The following is a 17,948-nucleotide window of genomic DNA, read 5'->3' on the forward strand; positions in this document are numbered from 1 at the left end:
TCGATCCGGTAACCCCGGATTTTCACCTGATGGTCCATCCGACCCAAATATTCAATGTTGCCGTCCGGCATCCATCTCGCCAAATCGCCTGAATGATACATCCGCTCATGGTCTGACTTGTCATCAGCAAACGGATTATTCACAAATTTCTCGGCCGTCAGTTCTTCACGTTTCCAATACCCACGGGCCAATCCTTCCCCTGCAATACATAACTCACCCGGTACGCCGACGGGCTGCAATTCTCCATTCGCATTCATGATATAGATTTGGGTATTCGCAATAGGACGGCCAATATTAATGTGCTCCGCATGGGTCAGTTCCTGCACGGTCGACCACACCGTCGTTTCTGTAGGTCCGTACATGTTATAAATGCGAGGACCGTTTATTTCTTGCAGTGCTGCGAGCAGCTTGGACGGAAGGGCTTCGCCCCCGACCATAATGGCCTTCACGCTTTGCAGTGTGCGGGAACCTGCTTCATGACCCAGCAGCATTTGTAACCGGGATGGGGTCATTTGCAACATCTCAATCGAATGTTGAGTAATCAATTCACCCAGCGCCTGCGGATTCACCTGATGCTGGCTGTCGCCAAGCACCACCGTCATTCCACCCAACAAGGGCAAGATGGTTTCCAAGACGAAAATATCAAATGAAATAGTCGTCAGTGACAAAATGGTTTGGCTCGCTTCAAAGTCAATGACTTCACGCATCCCGGTAATAAAGTTGAGGACCGAGCGATGCTGGAGCATAACTCCTTTCGGATTTCCAGTCGAACCCGACGTATAGATGACATAAGCCAAATGCTCTGACCGGGCAATCGTCTCCAGGTTGCCGCTCTCTCCCTGATACAAGGCTACATCCTCAAGAAACATGGTATTGGCATGGCAATGATGCTCTTCTGCCAGCTCACGACGGGTTAGAAGCACTGCGGCCTCGCTATCTTCCAGCATGTATGCAATACGAGAGGACGGAAATTCGGGATCAATCGGCACATAAGCACCGCCTGCTTTGAGAACGGCCAGGAGACCTACGATCATTTCCACTGAGCGCTGTACCATCAGACCGACCAGCTTGTCAGGTCCTACTCCTTGTGCTTGAAGCATTCGGGCCAATGAATTCGCCCGTTCATTCAGTTCCCGATAAGTCAGACGCTGATGTCCAAACACCAATGCCACCTGATCCGGCGTATATTCTACCTGCTCCTCAAACAGCTGATGGATCGTCTGATGAGACGGAAAAGCACAAGCGGTGTCATTAAATGCCGCTGTAATCTGCTGCTTTTCCGCCGCTGTGAGTAGTTCCAGCTCTTCAACACGAACATGCGGATTGAGCGAAATTTGCTCCAGTAGGCGTGCAAAATGCCCATACAGACGCTCAATACCTGCTTGATCAAAGCTGAGCGTGTTATACATAAAACGAATCTTGATGCCTTCACCCGGCATCACGACGACGTTCAGATCATAGTTGGTTGCCTCTGTAGACACCACGTTCGAAATCGTAAATTTTTCCTGTCCATCACTGCCCAACTGCTCTACCTGCTGCTCCACCGGATAATTTTCAAATATCATAATATGATTGATTAAATCCTGTTTCTGCTCGGTCAGTGCTTGAATTTCGTACAGCGGGAACGCATCATAACCATTGGAAGCCAGCGCCTGCCGCTGTGTTCGTTTCATCAGCTCGACAAAGGTTTCACCTTGTTCAGACTGCACGCGCACTGGAATCGTGTTAATGAATAGCCCAATCATGTGCTCCACACCTGGAATATCCCCTGGGCGACCGGACACAACGCTGCCAAACACAACATCCGAACTGTTATTATATTTTTGCAACAAGACGCCCCATACCGTCTGAATCAGCGTATTGATCGTCACCTGATTTTGCTTCGCCACTTGTTCGATCTGGGCAACCAGCTCTGGCTGGAATTCGCAATCCAGATCTTCAGCAACATATTCCCCGGTGTGCAACGATTTAGGCTGTATTTTTTGCTGCGGGAGCGTAATTTGCTGCTCATAATCTTCCAGATACCCACGCCAGTATTGCAAAGCTGCCTCACGGTCCTGACGTTCCAGCCATTCAATAAATCGACTGAACGGCGTGACAGGCTCCAGCGCTGGCTCATGACCCGCACGCAGTGCCAGATAGCTGCCGAATACCTCCTGTGTCATAAAGGACAAGCACCAGCCATCCATCAAAATATGATGGAAGCTCCAGATAAAGTGATATGTTTCATCCCCGGTTTGCAGGATCGAAATACGAATGAGTGCATCTTCTGCAAGATTGAATCCTTTCGCTTTATCGGCAAGGGTAAAAGCTTCAACACGAGCTTCTCGTTCCTCTTTTTCTAGTCCGCGCAAGTCTTCATAATATAATTGCCCGCTACGATTACGGAAGACGACCTGCACAGGCTCATCCTTCCAGAAGTTGATAAAGTTCGTCCGCAATGCCTCATGACGCTGTACGAGCAGATCAAAGCTTTTGCTGAAAGCAACCACATCAAACCGTCCATTCCATTCAAAGGTGGCCTGCTCAAAGTAAGCTGCCGAACTCTCATCCATTAGACTGAAGAAGAGCATACCTTTTTGCATCGGTGTCAAAGCATACACATTTTCTAGTTCACCCATATCTTGTGTATCTTTCACCAATTGCTCCAGCTCGTCCAGCGTTACATGTTTTAACAAGACATCACTTGGGGTCAACACCGTTCTTTCCTGCGCAACGCAATGGCTAATCACCTCACGCAAGCCGGATGCCAGTAGTTCTCCCAGCCGTGCAATCGTTTCATGACGGAACTGCGTTGTGCCGTAGCGAATAGTGAACATCAGCTCCCCATCCTCGATTAATCCATTGATATCTAGTGCAAAATCCATAGCGGCGTTCGTGCTAACAGGCACACCAATGGAATAGGAGGAAGGCACCAGATCGTTGCCTTTATAATCCTGATCGAATTGGCCCAAATAGTTAAAACTGATCTCAGGCTGAGTCTTTAACTGCACGCCTGCTTTTTCCAGCACATTCATATCTGACAGGTATCGCAAAATACCATAACCGATGCCTTTTTGCGGAATATGACGCAGCCCTTCCTTAATCCGTTTGATCAGACGAGCCGTATTTCCCCCTTGTCCCAGACTTCCATCCAGTACAACCGGGAACTGGCTCGTAAACCAGCCGACCGTGCGCGTAATATCCACGTCGGGTACAACGGCTTCCCGTCCATGGCCCTCCAGGTTGACCAACACCCGTTCGGAACCGGACCAGTCATACACGGCTTTGCCGAGTGCGGCCAGCAACAGGTCATTCATTTCCGTGTTGTATGCGCGATGAGCTTGTTTGAGCAACTGCTCGGTTTCCTGCTTCGTCCAGCGCACAGTGACAACCTCACTGTCTCCGAGCCGTGCATTGTCATTGGCAAAATCCTTCGGCAAAGGCTTCGCGAGGCTTGCTTCTGCTTGTTCGATATGCTGCCAGTAGGCTAGCTCCCGCTCCATCGTCGCACGATTCGCGTAGGCTGACAGCTGTTTGGCCCATACCTGGAAAGAATCTGTTTTATGCGGCAGTCGAATAGTTGTGCCTGTTTGACCTGCAACAGCCTGCTCATAACCGGATGCCAAATCCTCCAGCAAAATACGCCACGATACGCCGTCCACAACCAAATGATGAATGACGATTAGCAAATGGTCGCCCCCAGCGCAATGGAACAGACCAAGCTTCACAAGCGGACCCTCGCTCAAATGAATGCTCGCTTGAATTTCACTCGCCTTAGCTTCTACAGCGGTGAATTCGTCTTCCACTCCGCTAAAATCTATAATGTCCAGCGTGTATAGCTCGCCTTCCTCCACACTGCGGTTCCAAGCGACATAACCCTGCTCCGTCTCACGGAATACCGTGCGCAATGCGTCATGATGCTGGACAATACGTTCCATCGTACGGCGCAACGCTTCTATGTCAAACCGCCCAGCTCGATACAGCATCATCGCCTGGTTGCTGTGGTGCAGGTCTACCGGCTGCTGCTCGAAGAACCACCGCTGAATGGGTGTCAGTTCCACCTGGCCTACGACTTCTTCCTGACTGGCCATCTTGCCATCTGTACGAAGTAAAGGACTGAGTGACGCTACCGTCGGATTGCTGAACAAATCTTTCATGTCCAGTCGATAGCCTGCTTGCAACAATCGGGAGGATACTTGCAAGGCTTTGATCGAATCGCCGCCCAGTTCAAAGAAGTTATCCTGCGTGCCTACCGCTTCCACGCCGAGTACTCCAGCCCATACCGCAGCCAGTACTTGCTCCACCGTGGTACGCGGTGCGACATAGGCTGCACTGGTATGAATACTTCCTTCCGGTTCCGGCAAGGCCTTGCGGTCGATTTTTCCGTTGCTCGTCAGGGGGATCGTCTCCAGTCGCATCAAACGTGCAGGCACCATGTGCGCTGGCAGCCCGGCTTCCAGTTCGGCCTGTACCTCCTCAATCCGCAGCTCAGCTTCTCCCGTGATGTATCCGCACAAGTACTTGTGCCCACGCTCATCCGTCCGGTCGATGACTACCGCTTGACGCACACCCGGTGCCCGCTGGATCGCCGTTTCAATCTCGCCCAGCTCGATCCGGTAGCCCCGGATTTTCACTTGATAGTCCATCCGGCCGATAAAGTCCACATTGCCGTCCGGCATCCACCGTGCCAAGTCACCTGTGCGGTACAATCGTTCACCCGGTACGTACGGGTTTGCCACGAACTTCTCGGCCGTCAGGTCCGCACGATTCAGGTAGCCTCGTGCCACCCCGGCACCGCCAATGCACAGCTCGCCCAGTACGCCGATCGGCACCGGATTCAACTGGCTGTCCAAGATGTAGAAGCGTGCGTTCAGCCACGCCTGACCAATCGGCACACTGCCGCTGCTTGGCAGCTTCGACAGTTCTTCGTCGTAGAAACTAGAGTCGATTGCCGCTTCCGTGACGCCATAGCTGTTCATAATACGAACATCCGCGCCAAACCGTTCTTGCAGCACCCGGTAGTCTGTCACACTGCAGCTATCCGAGCTGGTGATCAGCAGTTCCAGACTGCTCATGTCCAGTCCCTGTTCATGCACATGCTGCATGAATGGTACGATTAAAGCCGGTGTGGATTCGAACACCGTAATCTGATAGTCGCGAATCCAGCCGTACAGACGGCTTGGGTCAATCCGGTCGTCTTTCGGGCAGATGACCATCGTGCCGCCGTTATAGAGCGCCCGCGCAATATCGCCGACAAACACGTCGAAGGAGAAACTTGCCAGTTGCAGCAATCGTACCGGGAACTGGTTCAAACGGTAATCCCGGCGGTAGGCCGCGGCTGTGTTTACCAAACTGTGATGCTCGATCATGACCCCTTTCGGGCGTCCCGTTGTACCGGACGTATAGATCACATACGCCAGATCCTGCGGCTCATTGATAGGTTCCACATCCGTGGCATCCCCGATGTACAGCGACTCATCGTCCAGCGCCAGTACGGTGTGCAGACGCAAGTTCGCTGCGGATTCGGATGCTGCTTCGCTATCAGATGACGAATCTGATTTTAAGCTTAATCCCTCATTAAGGCTGTCTCTTTCTATCGTTTCAATGCTAACCGCCGTTTCCAGCTCACCCTCAGCCTGCCCTCCGGCCAAAGCCTGTCGGCTTTCCTCCAGCCATGCTTGGGCACGCTCCTGCAAACCTGTTTGAGTCAGTAGCACTGTCGCACCGCTGTCCTCCAGCATAAAGCGGATACGTTCGGACGGATAATCCGCATCTAACGGTACATATGCCCCGCCGGCTTTCCATACTGCCAATACGCCGACCAGCATGTCCACCGAGCGCTCGCTCAAAATACCAACAATGGATTCGCGCCCAATGCCTTCATTCCGCAATCTACGAGCAAGTTGGTTCCCACGCTCGTTCAGCTCACGGTATGTAAGCTGCCGCTCCTCGTATACAACTGCCACGTGATCCGGTACAAGCTGCGCTTGTTCTTCCACATAGGCGTGGAACAACCCTTCTGATTGCTTTTCATCACTCCATGCAGATACGCCTACTGATCCAAAACCGTCGATGATTTTCGCTTTTTCCGAAACAGTCACTAGCTCCAGCTCATCTACCAGCGCATCTGGTCTGTTAATCGCTTCTTCAATCATATGCAGCAAATGCTCACGGATTTGCTCTACAGCTGTACGTTCCAATACTCGCGCGTTGTACTCCAAATGGACATGAATTTCATCCCCCGGCACAACCGTAATGTTGAAATCATAGTTCGTTTGCTCTGACATTGAAGCATTGGCAATCGTAAAACCGTTCGTGTCACGGCTGCCCATGTTCTCCATGCGCTGTTCCACTGGGTAGTTTTCAAACACCATAATATGGTTCACCAGGTCCTGTTTTTGCTCTGTCAGGGCCTGAATTTCATATAACGGATAGGTTTCAAAGGTACGGGAAGCCAGTGCCTGCTCCTGTATCTGCTTCATTAACGCAGCAAACGTCATATCTTTCTCACTGTGAATCCGTACAGGAACCGTGTTAATGAACAAACCAATCATTTTATCGATGCCTGGAATATCCGCTGATCTGCCGGATACGACACTGCCAAATACAACATCCCGACTGTTGTTATACCGTTGCAGCACAACGCCCCACGCTGCTTGCAGAAGTGTATTGACCGTCACTTGCTTTTGCTTAACCAGCTTGTTCATCCGTTCCGTCACTTCGCGGTCCAGTGTAAACGAAAGCTTGTCCGCTTCATATTCTTTAGCGTGACCGTCCAGCTGTTTTGCCTGCGGCAATACCGTCTGCTGCTCGAAACCAGCAAAATAATCACTCCAGAACCGTTCAGCCTCTGCTTTGTCCTGCCGCTCCAGCCATTCAATATATTCGCTGTATGGCGTTACCGGGACAAGCTCCGGCTTGCGGTCTTCGAGGATGGCAAAGTACGTATTAAATGCTTCCCCCACAACTAGGAACAAGCACCAGCCGTCCATCAAAATATGGTGGAAGCTCCACACAAAACGGTACGACTCCTCGCCTGTACGCAAAACAGACACCCGCATCAGCTCGCCAGAGCTGAAATTAAAGCCCTCGGCTTTGTCACGCTCAGCAAAATCAGCAATGTATGCGTCCTGCTCTCCTTGTCCCATTGAGCGCACATCTTCAAAACGGAACCCGGCATGTTTATGACGGTACACCACCTGTAAAGGCTGCTCATTCCAGCCGCTATAAAAATTCGTTCTGAATATTTGATGGCGATCCACCAGTTGATTTAAGCTTTCGGCAAAAGCCTCCACTTGAAAGCTGCCTTGCAGATCAAATGTCGCCTGCTCAAAGTACGCCCCGGATTTCGGCTCCATTAAGCCGTGGAACAGGATGCCTTTTTGCATGGGTGTGAGCGAATAAACATTTTCCAGCTCACCCGCAGCAGACGTCTGCTCTACAATATGTTCAAGCTCTCCAGCCGTCAGTCCTTGGAAGGACAAGTCGCTTGGCGTCAGCTCTGGCAACTCTTTTTCCACACAGTGAGCCAATACCTCACGCAAGCTCTCCTGCAGCAGATCAGCCAGCTTTTTGATTGACTTTTTCATGAACGTTTTGTTGCTGTAGCTGATCGTCAGTTCCAGTGCACCGTCCGTGATCATGCCGTTGATATCCAGAGCATACCGCTTGGTTAACGTGTCACTAATGGAAGCTCCGATGGAATAAGGAGACATGCGAAAGGCATTTTTCTTTAAATCCTGATCGAATTGTCCGAGATAGTTAAAGCTGATTTCCGGCTCGGCGACAAAAGCGGCTTCCCCTTCCCCGTCAGCAAGATATCTCAAAATCCCGTATCCAATTCCTTTATGCGGCAAACGGCGCAGTCCTTCCTTGACGTTCTTGACACGCCGTCCCACATTCTGTTCCTCGCCCATATCGAGTACAACCGGGAATTGGCTGGTAAACCAACCGACCGTACGCGTAATATCCATATCCGGCAAAATGGCTTCCCGTCCGTGACCCTCCAGATTTACAAGCACCTGACGGATGCCTGCCCACTCCTGAATTGCGGTGCCCAGAGCTGTCAGCAATAGGTCGTTCGCTTCCGTATTGTAGGCACGATGGGCTTGTTTCAAGAATTGTTCCGTTTCTTCTACCGTCCACGCTACTGTCAGTGTCCGATCATCGCGAAGCTGTGGCTTGACCTGAGATTTACGAGTGTAATCTTTAGGCAAGGATGCCTGACTCTTCCCTGCTTGCTCAATCTGCTGCCAATACGCACGCTCACTCTTCAACGCTGTGTTGTTCGCATAAGCGGACAGCTGGTCAGCCCAAAGGCGGAAGGAATCTGTCTTATTAGGCAAACGGACAGACTCGCCCCGTAAAGCCTGCTCATAACCGGATGCCAAATCCTCCAGCAAAATACGCCAAGACACGCCGTCGACTACCAAATGGTGGATCGCTACCAACAAATGGTCTCCATCCGGGCAACGGAACAGACCCAGTTTCACCAAAGGGCCTTCATCTAGACGGATACTGCTTTGAATTTCGCTGGCTTTGCTCTCCAGCAAATGAGCAAAGTCAGACTCATTTGTAAAATCAACCACTTCCAGGCTGTACAGTTCTCCTTCTTGCACGCCACGGTTCCATGCTTCATACCCACCGTCCGCATTTTGGCGGAATACGATGCGCAAAGCATCATGGTGCTCTACAATGCGTTGCAGTGCCTGATGAAGCGCCGTTTCGTCCAAACGATCCTCACGGTGCAGCATCAGAGCCTGATTATAGTGCTCAGGCTTTGATGGCTGCTGCTCAATGAACCAGTGTTGAATCGGTGTCAATACCACGTTTCCACTGACTTCTCCTTGATCGGAAACGCGGGTCACCCGCTGCACCCGTCCATTCAGCTCAGCAATCGTCGGATACTGGAACAGCTCTCTCATTTCCAGCTTGTAACCATTTTGCAGCAGTCTTGAAGACACCTGGATGGCCTTAATCGAGTCGCCCCCCAGATGGAAAAAGTTATCCAGCACACCAATATGCTCGATACCAAGTACAGATTGCCACACGGACACTAGCGTCCGTTCTACCTCATTACGGGCTGCTACGTAATCCTCACCGGAATCCACGCTGCCCTCCGGTTGCGGCAACGCCCGACGATCCACTTTGCCATTTGGTGTCAACGGCAATTGCTCCAGCTGCACAAAATATGACGGTACCATGTAACCCGGCAATTCTTGGCTCAAGGCGCTTCGCAGCTCACTAGCCGCGATATCCGCAAGAGTGACTACATATGCACAGAGCTGCTTTTGCCCCTGCTCATCCTCACGTGCAATGACGACGGCTTCTTGCACCGCTTCCAGCTTCAACAGCTGCGCTTCCACCTCACCCAGCTCGATCCGGTAGCCCCGAATTTTCACCTGTGCGTCGATCCGTCCTTTGTATTCCAGCGTCCCGTCCTCATTCCAGCGCACCAAATCGCCTGTGCGGTAGCAGCGCTCTCCGCTGCGGAACGGACTATCTACGAACTTTTCAGCCGTCAAATCCGGACGGTTCCGGTAGCCACGTGCCACCCCGTCGCCGCCGACGATCAACTCCCCCCATGCCCCGACAGGCTGAAGCTGCATGGAACGGTCTACGACATACGCTGTGGAGTTGTGGATCGGACGCCCAATCGGCACCGCTTCCAATTGCACGCTGGCAATCGCATGAGTTGTAGAAAAAGTTGTATTTTCTGTCGGCCCATAGCCGTTAATGATCCGCAGGGACGGATGAGCCTCCAGCACCCGGTTAATGTGCGGTACGGACAGCACATCACCACCGACCAGCAGTTCTTGTACCCCCTCGAACAGCTCCAAGTCCTGCTGAGATAGCTGGTTAAAGAGCGGTGCAGTCAGCCACATTGTTGTGATACCATGGTTGCGCACGGCTTCCTTGAGCTTTGGAGCGTCCAAAATGACATCCTGACTTACCAGCACGAGCTGTCCACCATTTAGTAGCGCACCCCAAATTTCGAAGGTGGACGCGTCAAAGACAACGGCGCCAGTTTGCAAAATGCGTGTATCAGCATCTAATTGCGCATAGTTTGTACTTTTCACCAAACGCACAACATTGCGATGTTCTACCATAACCCCTTTGGGCTGTCCGGTTGTGCCCGAAGTGTACATCAAATAAGCTAGTCGGTTTCCAAATTTACGTTCTTGTTCTCCAGCGGTGCTGTCTACGACAGACGAGGATGATTCCTTTAAAATCTCATTTTTCAGATTTGTATAATCGGTATAATCCGCATGATAAGCCTCGTTTTGCTCCCAATGTACGGTATTCAAGCTTTGGTCATTCTCTGCCCCGTACACCTTAGTATCGCTCAGATCCAGTACGATTCCGGTGTATTCCTCCGGTTGCTGTTCTGCGCGCTGCACCAGCAGCAACTTCGCCCCCGAATCTTCCAACAGGTAACGTACACGTTCAGCCGGATAATCAGGATCAATCGGTACATATGCGCCGCCCGCTTTGAGAATCGCCAACATGCCGACGATCATATCCGTGGAACGCTCAGCAACGATACCTACAGTTTGTTCGGCGGTAACACCGTGTCCGCGCAACGTGTGAGCCAGTCGATTTGCTTTTACATTCAGTTCGCCATAAGTTAAACGGGCATTTCCGAACACAACTGCTGTCTGATTCGGTGTACGTTCAGCCTGTTCCTCAAACAATTCATGAATGCCTGCTTCGTGTGGATATTCCACCGCTGTAGCATTGAATACGTCGACGATTTGCGCCCGTTCTTCCTCACTGATCAGCGACAATTCCTGTATCCGCTTGTGTGGGCCCTGCACCATATGCTCCGCCACACTCAAAAATTGTCGAATAATTCGAGCAATTTCCTGTTCACTAAACAGTTCGGTACGATAATCTAGGTACAGCACGAGTCTATCATCATCCAGCATTTCAACCATGTGAATATCGAAGTCGTTCACTGTATCTCCGCAGAAATCGTTATCTACCTGCTGAATCGCTTCATCAAACCGGGAGAAACTCAAGGTACGGTACTGAATGGAAGCACCAAACAGACGCTGAATGTCCAGACTGCTTTGCTGTTCACGCAAATCCTGAATAATTTTGTTGTACGGGTAACGCTGATGCCGCAAAATGGATGCCTGCTCCTTCCCTACACCCTGCAGGAAGGTCAGCAGTTCGGATTCTGGTTCGACCAACAGGCGCGTAGCCACAGTGCTGACGAACATACCGATGGTATCCTTTTCCTTCTTAGACGTACGGTTGGCATAGAGTGTCCCCACGCTTAAGTCCTGCTCTCCCGTCACTTTATGCAAATAAATATACAGAGCCGCCAGGAAGAACGTAAAAATACTAATTTTATGTTCCTCGCAAAAAGCCGTAACACCACGATACAACTCATGTTCCAGTATAAAGCTCTCCCGGCGTGCAGCTGTGCTCAGTGTCAGCGGGTTATATGATTTCAAACCTGTAGTCTCTGGCAAATCAGCAAACTTTTCCGTCCAGTACGTTTTGTCCTTTTGATAACGGTCTGATTGCTCATAGCTTTGCTCTACCTGGATAAAATCCAGATAGGGAATGCCCTTGGTCGGCGTATCTTGACCTGTACCATGCACAATATCCATATAATGTCCGGTGATTTCATTAATGGCCTGATTCATGGACACGCCGTCTGAGATAATATGATGCATTTTAAAATTAAACCAGGTTTCTTCTGCTCCGAGCTGCAAGATAACAAATCGGTACAGCTGCGAATCCAACAATGAGAACGGCTGTGGATTATGGCGCTTTAACCATTCCTTTGCTTCTTCCGGGATAACTTGGAGCGTTTCTATACTTTCCGCCGTAAACGGCTCTACATATTGATACGGAATCCCATCCTGAGCAGTAATTTTGATACGAAAAGAATCATTTTGGGCAATTACCCGGTTCATTGCTTGCTGCAAGGCATCTATACGAACAGTTCCCCTGATTTTTACTGTTGCAATAATTGTTGATGTGTTCCGATTAGGATACAGAAGCTCCGTATACCAAATCCGTTGCTGTGGCTGGCTTAGCGAAAACAATTGAACATCTTGCTGTGTCATCCGTCTCTCTCCTCGCAAAATAGATATTGGTAAAAGGAAATTCGCATATTTATGCGGTTTGTTCCTCGGGATGCTTTCGAAATTGAAGCTCATACAGCTCTGCATAATGACCGCCCTCGGCAAGGAGCTGATCATGGGTACCCTGCTCTTTCAGCTCGCCATCGGCAAGGACACAGATCGTATCCGCCCGTTCAATCGTAGACAATCGATGGGCAATAACTAATGTCGTACGATCCTTCATCAGCTCATTTAAGCCCTGTTGGACTTCATATTCCGATTCTGCATCCAAAGCCGAGGTTGCTTCATCCAACAGCAAAATCGGTGCATTTTTGAGCAAAGCACGAGCAATTGCGATCCGCTGTCTTTGACCGCCAGACAAATTGGCTCCGCGTTCACCGACAATCGTGTCGTACCCCTCTGGCAGCTCGGCTATGAAGCCGCTGGCATAGGCTGTTTTGGCCGCAGCCTCTACTTCCTCATCCGTGGCAGTCGGTGAGCCAAAACGGATATTATCCGCTACTGTACCGTGGAAAAGCGTAGCCTCCTGTGGTACATAGGCCATCAAATCCCTGACCTCATCCAACGGAAATTCTTCTGCCAAGCGACCACGAACCCGCAGCACACCTTCGTCCGGTGGGTAAAATCCCAACAACAGCTTCATGACTGTGCTTTTGCCGCCGCCACTCGGGCCGACAAGCGCGGTTACCTGTCCTTCTGGCACAACCAAGTTTAACCTTTGCAGCGTTGGATGGTCAGGCTGATAGCCAAAGGTGATGTCGTGCAGCTCCAGCGCAGCCGGAGTCTGTTCAATGGCATGGTCTGAACGCAAGGTCTCAACATCGCCATAGAATTCCCCAGATTCACGGGCTGATAAAGCTGCCGTCTCGGGATCGATAAGCCTAGTCAGCGGTCCCTTCTTTTTAGCCGCGGGGAACTGCTCTTCTTCCTTCGACTCATCCAGAATTTCGCGGATACGCGCCAAGCCTGCCAAGGAGTTTTGTAACAGTGTTACAGCCGCCCCTAGCTCCAAAAACACCGTTGAAATACCGGTTTGCAGCTGCACAATCTGTCCTAGTACTCCCAGTTCCATTTGCTTCTGCGAAACCAGAATTAATCCGGCGACAAGCACACCGCCCAGCGTAATGAACTCAATGACAAAATTGCACATATCCTGCAAGCCCATATGACGTCCCTGCCGGATGCTGATGCGGTTTATGTCCTCGCTTGCAACATTACAAAGTCCGCCTACCTTTGTCCTCAACCCAAACAACTTCACCGTCTGCAAACCGGAAAGCAAATCACTCAATCGTTCCGTGAACCTGCTCATCCGTCCCTGTAACTCTTCACTCGTCTTTCGCATTTTCTTGGCGAAATGAGCATTGATCCAGGCTGAAGCCAGCCCAAGTAAAACCGCCATAATCCCAAATCGCCAATCCAGCGTCATCAAAATGACCAACGAGCCCAAGAAAAGCGAAATTTCCAGTATAATCGAGCGGATATGAACGGTGTAAGCCTGCTCCAGCGTCTGTACATCGTTCGTCATGCGGGATACAAGATCACCCGAATGGTGTTTTTCGGCTTTTTCGTACGATAGCTTGACAATGTGACCAAATAGTTTCGTTCGTACATTGGCAATCGCCAGCTTTACACACCGTTTATACATATAGCTGCACAGGGGGGAAATAAGACTTAATGCCAAAAATGTACCACTGACCAAATAGACCGCTCGGTATAGCTCCTGTAAATCGCCATTAACCGCGAAATTCAGCAAATAATGCACCACAAAAGAAAGTAAAATCGTGATGCTAGCATTGGTCAGACTATTGCCAACCAGCCCGGTAAAATACCATTTTCGGTGCGGCTTCATCAGGGACATCAACTGCTTAAATTCATAAAACCCCTGCTTGAAGGTCACGACGCTCACCCCTTTCCTCAGGCAACGAATTACCGTTTTCCGCCGTATGCTGTTCTTCTTCAAAATTCTTCAAATACAGCTTTCGGTACACACCATCACGACCTAGTAATTCCTCATGAGAACCCGATTCCACAATGCTCCCCTGATCGAGTACAATAATGCGGTTCGCCTGACGTACGGTTGACAGTCGATGAGCAATGACCAGTACCGTCCGGTTTTGCATTACCGCATTCATCGCATTCTGCACCTGAGCCTCCGACTGACTATCGAGTGCTGAAGTCGGCTCGTCCAATAGAAGCAGCGGAGCATTTTTCAGTAATGCTCTTGCTATGGAAATACGCTGTTTTTGACCGCCAGACAATCCGCCTCCCCGCTCGCTCAACAGGGTTTCATAGCCCTCTGGAAGTTGAACAATAAAATCATGCGCATGTGCCGCTTTCGCCGCCTCGACAATTTCTTCCCGAGTCGCCGCCAAACGTCCATATCCGATATTTTCTGCAATGGTGGCCGGAAAAAGCGACGGCTCCTGAGATACCATCGAAATATGACTGCGCAGGCTTGTTAAATTCCAATCTGTCAAACTCTTTCCAAATAGTTGAATGGTTCCAGCATGCTCTCCAGGTTCATTAAATCCGCAAAGCAGCTTGAAAATCGTGCTTTTACCTCCACCGCTAGCACCGACAATCGCCACCATATCCCCTTGCCCTGCCTGGAAGCTGATATCCTTCAGCACTGTGTTCCCTTCATCGTAGCCAAAGGTCAAATGCTCAAAGCTGACTACAGCAACACTATCAACGTCATCATCACTTTCTGCTCCGCCTTCACTCATTCGGTTGGCTTTCCCATTTGCATCGTCTTTCAAATGAGGCGCCTCATTCTCTCGCTTCTGATCTACCAAGGTCATTTCGCCATCCTGACGTTCATTCTGCCAATCCAGTACCTCAAACAAATGCTTTGCGGCTCCACCCGCTTCCTTCATTTGCGAAATGATCGTCGGCAGCATGGCAATCGGCTGCAATATGAACGAAATCAGGTATAAAAAAAGTACAATGCCTCCAGCATTCAGCTCTCCATGTTGTATCAGGTATCCTCCGTATACAATGACCAAAATAATCGGTGTTGCTAGCATCATCACACCTACCGGAGTAATGGCTGCATAGCGCTTTTCTAGCCGTAAGCCGCGCTTGACGACCTCCTCCATAATCACCATATACTTCTTCAGCAGCACAGCTTGCATATTGAATGCCTTGACGATAGGGATTCCTCCGATTGCATCTTGCCCCACAGCGTTCAAATGAGCAATTTTCTCCTGAAGATCCGCAGAATATTTTTCAATCGGCTTGCTCATTAGTGATGTTATGATCATTCCTATTGGCATGAGCGCAAGACTTGCCAATATCAGTTTCCAGCTTGTCAGTAAAAGCAATATGAGTGATGCCGTAAACACAAGCGGTAAATAAAACAGATTGGCAAACTGCTGGATAAAAAAGTTCTGTAATACTGCCGTATTATTGGTTAGACGGGATACCAAATCTCCGGTAAATTTCCTTTCCACGCTGGAAACTGGTAAATCGCAAAACTTATGTACGAGATCGCCTCTCAAGTCGCGCAGAGCACTAACACTAAATCGCGCTGAAGCGTACCTCATCACAAACTTACAGGGCATTCCAATTAGCGTCATACCAACAACCAGATAGATCATGTTCTGGGTAGAGGAGAATGTCCCCTGTGCCATTTGCTCAATGGCCTTACCCAAAACAATGTCAATAGCTGCCAAACACAAGGAGGCGATCACCGTTATGAAAACCCATAGATTATACGGCCTTACATAACGTGCGAGTCTCCGAAAAGCAGAATTTAATCGAAACAAGGGCATCCCTCTTTTCGTTGCCCACACTTTATCAGTGCGAACTTTTTATATTGGCTGTGGACGTCGTTGAGATAAACTCTGGGTTTGGATGCATGAGTATCCGTGCAGAATAAAATGCGATTTGGAACTATGCTGGAATTTGCATCTTGGTGTGGGTTGGTTGTTGATTGTTGCTGAGATGGTAATAACGAAGTGTATCGTGATGTGTGGGACATTCAACTCTGTCTGAATCGTGGTTGTAGGGTGCTTGTGTTGTAAGCTGTATGAGCTGCCGCCACGTGGCCCATCGGCGAGGATGTAGAAAGAATGTTCTCGACTGCGCTCATAACCTCTTGTTCTTGTTCATGGATGAAAAAGTGATTACCTTCGAACATCCGAACATCCATAGGTGATGTCGTATGTTGTTGCCAGGCATGGAGTGAATCTGTGCTAACCTCAAAATCCTTTATTCCGCCTAAAACGGTCATCGGGCATATCAGTGGATTTCCCGGCTGATAAACATAAGTTTCACATACCTTAAAATCTGCACGCAGACGAGGCATAATAATTTGCATCAATTCTGCATTTTGCAGCACCTCTTCAGGGGTTCCCTGCATTAAACGAAGCTCTTCCGTGAAAGAATCGTCTGCTAAATCATGGAGCCGTTTTTTGGAATATGGAAGATGTGGTGCGGATTTACCAGATATGATGATATGCACAGGTAGCTTTCCAGTTTTGCTGTATAACTGCCGTGCTGTTTCGAATGCAATGAGCGCCCCCATACTGTGCCCAAAAAAAGCGAACGGCTTATGCATGTATGGAGCCATAGCGGGAACCAACGATTGAACGATGTCTTGAAGAGTATCCATTGGAGCTTCTGTTGAACGGCTTTCACGTCCTGGAAGTTGTATAGGCAGCACGGTAATGTCAGGCGCAAATCTGGACTTCCAAGAGTTAAATATGTAAGCACCACCACCGGCGTAGGGGAAGCAAAATAGTTGGAGCTTCGCAGTCGGTTGGACCTCTGTTTTCGCGAACCAAGATTGCGATCGAGTCGTCATATGAATTCCTCCATCCTCTATGCATTTCATAATTTTACAGTAAATCCTTATATCTCTTTTTTTCTTCCAACACTTTCTAACTGTTTTTAAATATACAAACTTTAAAACCACTTGGCATGGGACAAAAGGGCTAAATTGATAGAGCTCATAAAAATAAAATAAAATCCATATTATGTTATTTGTTTCCAAAATTCAAAAGCAACAATTTCACTTTTTGTATTAGTTATCTGTCAATCATGATCTGTTAATTTAGTTTAAAACGAAATTTTAGGTTTTCACGAATTTTGTAAAACTAAACTCATTATGATTTACATTGAAGCTCCACCCCCTTATCCTACAACAATTTTATCTTTACATGCCATTAACATAAATGTAACAAATTCAACCTGATATCATCCGACAAATTCCGCCTTTTTCCGCAACTCTCTTTAACCTCCTAAATAATGGATTCAATTTGTATCAAGCTCACATAAGCCAAAACTAATAACTCTTTAATTTTGTAATAAATATTGTTATTTCATAGTCCTAAAGGACCCTATTTTGCATATTTTTTTCTGACTCTTCGTCTAAAAAATTCAGTTCGGATTGAGTTTTTCTCTCCCATTGCTATGAATTTTCTTTTCAAACTCTAATAGAAACGTTTCTATCTCGATTCAAAAGTACCTGTTCTCTAGAAATTTATAGCCTTACTTTAATCTTTCACCCCCTCAAAAAACAGTAACGGCAACAGCAAGGCTCCCTGTTGTTGGAGCTTGCTGCTTTATAAATTTCATTATGTTTGACTTCACTATTGGTCGATATGCAGAGCGTTGTAAGCTTTATTGTAGTTATCCCCCAATCTTATTAATTTAGTGGAATGGAGTATTTGTATGGGTTTCTTGTATATTTTCCAAAACGCGAAAGCCTTATGGTATACAAAAAGAGCACAGCCCATTAAGGCTGTGCTCTCAGAGTGTCGAGAAACCCCGTCTTTTTGAGACGGGGTTTCTTTTTCTTTACATCATAAGGCTCTGGTCTCTGGAGAAATAGGGGGTTACCCCTGTTTCTTCAGGCGATCC

General features: G+C 48.9%; 4 protein-coding genes. All 4 read right to left on the reverse strand.

Going from position 1 to position 17,948, the window contains the following annotated elements; all coding sequences use genetic code 11:
- Positions 1 to 12,065: amino acid adenylation domain-containing protein (locus ACUYLD_RS25190; protein WP_446676209.1), on the reverse strand; the 12,065-nt coding region annotated here is incomplete at its 3' end.
- A 49-nt stretch (positions 12,066 to 12,114) separates the two neighbouring features.
- Positions 12,115 to 13,980 carry an ABC transporter ATP-binding protein gene (locus ACUYLD_RS25195; RefSeq protein WP_446676210.1) on the reverse strand — a complete coding sequence of 622 codons (1,866 nt, stop codon included), beginning with the start codon at positions 13,978 to 13,980 and terminating at the stop codon, positions 12,115 to 12,117.
- Complete coding sequence (locus ACUYLD_RS25200; protein WP_446676211.1) at positions 13,955 to 15,850, reverse strand: ABC transporter ATP-binding protein; 1,896 nt, start codon at positions 15,848 to 15,850, stop codon at positions 13,955 to 13,957. The genes ACUYLD_RS25195 and ACUYLD_RS25200 overlap by 26 nt, the downstream gene beginning before the upstream one ends.
- A gap of 215 nt (positions 15,851 to 16,065) precedes the next feature.
- Positions 16,066 to 16,890, reverse strand: a complete 825-nt coding sequence (locus ACUYLD_RS25205; RefSeq protein WP_446676212.1) for a thioesterase II family protein — start codon at positions 16,888 to 16,890, stop codon at positions 16,066 to 16,068.
- Positions 16,891 to 17,948: the final 1,058 nt, after the last annotated feature.

This window comes from Paenibacillus sp. SER-28 (genome assembly GCF_052906305.1).

Excerpts from the sequence above, each read along its gene's own strand:
- ACUYLD_RS25205 (WP_446676212.1), bottom strand. The coding sequence starts at position 16,890 with ATGACGACTCGATCGCAATCTTGGTTCGCGAAAACAGAGGTCCAACCG.